Source organism: Paenibacillus popilliae ATCC 14706 (assembly GCF_000315235.1).
Classification (GTDB): Bacteria; Bacillota; Bacilli; order Paenibacillales; family Paenibacillaceae; genus Paenibacillus_B; species Paenibacillus_B popilliae.
On sequence record NZ_BALG01000257.1, the window covers coordinates 1 to 2,476 of the forward strand.

Consider the following 2,476-nt stretch of genomic DNA (forward strand, 5'->3'; position numbering starts at 1 on the left):
GGGACAAGCACGTCAACGGAACAGCCGGAGTTAGATGACAACATCCCAGCACCTCCAACAGAAGAAGAAATCGCAGTGATGGAAGGGAGAGAACTACAGCCGCAACCGGGGACAAGCGTATCAATGGAACAGCCAGAGTTAAATGAAAACATCCCAGTACATCCAACAAAAGAAATATCAGAATTTCCGACTGAAGATCGTCCACTTATATTGGATGCTGAAGATAGCAAAGTAATTCGTGTCCCGTTTAAAGAGGGGCAAACGCTTATTGGCGAACTGTCTTTTAATGAATATACACAAGATAATAAGGTTTCAATTACAATAACGGGTATAACAGAGGCAGATACAAGTGAACTGCCTATCATATATGGTCTAGAGGAGGATAATTTATTCCGAACAAGCTCGACTATGGAAAATCATTTCTTTAAATATAGAAATGAAGAAGGTACCGTTTTACCTGTGGAGACAGTGGAGATAGTTCCTTTTAATAATCCTGGTCCTGCTGTTCATCGTGTAGGACAGAAGGTTGCACTTCGGTGGAGTGAGATGCAGCAGCAAGTGGACACTCCCGGTCATTTTTCGAGAGTATATAAAACGGTAGTAGGCAAGGTGTTATCTCTTGGAGATCAACCCGATTCTTTTGTTCGAATCGGTGTTCCTAAGTCTACAACAAGCCAACAATTAGATGAATTTCCTTTAAATACCTTTGTACGTATAGATGGCGAAGAGCAAGGCATATATAAACCGGTTCTATATGTATATACAAACGAAATAAAACCGGATGAACGCATTGATGTAAATGAATCAACGCAGGAAACGAAGATAGTGGTTGGAAAAGAATTATCGCTTCAATTACCAGAACTATCGATAAATGGAATTATAGAGCATATTGATACCGTTCAGGGTTATCCCATTGTATTTCTCCATGTTCCCGTATCTCCAGAACACGTACAATCTGTGAAACAACAATTGGAAACCGTGTTTCAAGACCAGCAATACGATGTGCCAATGGAGTGGAAAGGACAATTGATAAATGCTGCTCCTGTCATTGTTCGAATTGGAGATGAAGTTATCGGAGGGAAAGTAATAAATACTGATGAAAACGTAGAGGATGGTGATGAACACGATGACGAAGAATGGATAGAAGTTACCCATTGGCGCTCCGTATCTGAAAATGCAGAACATGTGAAAGAAGCCATAATAGGTTTTTTGGATCAACCGGAGCAGGTAGGCTCTACAGTAGAAATGCTGCTAGACTTGTTTTCGTTCAATTTACAGGCAAAATCATTGCAAAAGTTGATTAAAAAACAGGTAGTTCCGCAGCAGCAGCTAGAAAAGTTACACACGAAAATAAAAGATATTATGGCAAATACCTTGTTACCGAACATAACGAATGACATGCTTGATGCTTTCGTACAAAACCATTCGATTTACAACTATAGTCCCTATCAAATTGACAATATCGATGAGAATTTAACAAAACAGTTGCTTGAGGTGGTTCGAGAATTGATATCGGAACAAAATGAATCTTTACAGGCACAAATCAGGTATAAAATGGATCCCGTTGTTAAGGAAGTTATCCGTGATATTCGTGATATTTACGAAGAAAATGCTCACAACTGACAGTCTGAGGAATTACAGCAGCAGCAATTTACTTCTGATGATAAGCAGAATCTAATTCGGAGGGTAGTAAAGAGGCCGCCTGTAACAGCTACAAAAAAGGCCAACCCTGTTCAGCTCCAATACGCTCCACCGCTGTCCCGTGCAACACGGCCCCAGAGCCGTGTTGCACAGGAATTCGCGATCGGCTGAGCCATTATACATCACGTCGCGGCACTCTGATACTGTAAGGTCACCTTCAATGACTCAACGGCCTGCAATCGGATTCGTTTGCTCATTTCCATCTTGCCATTGCATTTTAGGGTAGACTTTTTCATGAGGTCGCCTCGTTTCGGAAGTTTGTAGGGGGACAAACATTTTACCGAATGAGCGGCCTTTTTACTATTTTAAATAGTATTTTGTTGGATAATCAACAGGCTTGGTTATTTAATAAGTATTTTTCAACAAGAATGAATTAATTTAGGAGTTGTAAAATTAATTTCAATCATTAATATTAACATTGGAGGAATATTTTGGAGGGATAACTATTTATGAATAGGAAGATGTCTTTAAAAAAATTTAGTAAAATTAGTCTTATTGTGTTAACAAGCTTCAATTTAATAGCTACAGAAATTTATGTTCCTTCTCCTTTGTATGCAGAAGGACAAACCCCTACGGCAGAGTTCGGATCCCTATTGACCAAAGGGGAAGAACAATTGCAAGCATTAAAGAAAGAAAAGCAAACGAAGCTAGAAGAACAACAAAAAAAATATTAGTAGAAGAGTGAACGTCAAATCGGCCCCACCTAGCGGTCAGATTGGGGCCAGTGTATGATCGATGTAGATTAGTTCAGACGGCAGAAGTCCGGCAACTGCGG

Annotated in this window: 2 protein-coding genes; both read left to right on the forward strand. The window is 39.9% G+C overall.

Annotated features, from left to right (window positions below):
• On the forward strand, window positions 1-1,623 hold a 1,623-nt coding region (locus PPOP_RS22885), incomplete at its 5' end, for a hypothetical protein (RefSeq protein ID WP_006287573.1).
• A gap of 527 nt (window positions 1,624-2,150) precedes the next feature.
• Window positions 2,151-2,375: a hypothetical protein gene (locus tag PPOP_RS15820; RefSeq protein WP_042229255.1), complete on the forward strand. Its 225-nt coding sequence runs from the start codon at window positions 2,151-2,153 to the stop codon at window positions 2,373-2,375.
• Window positions 2,376-2,476: the final 101 nt, after the last annotated feature.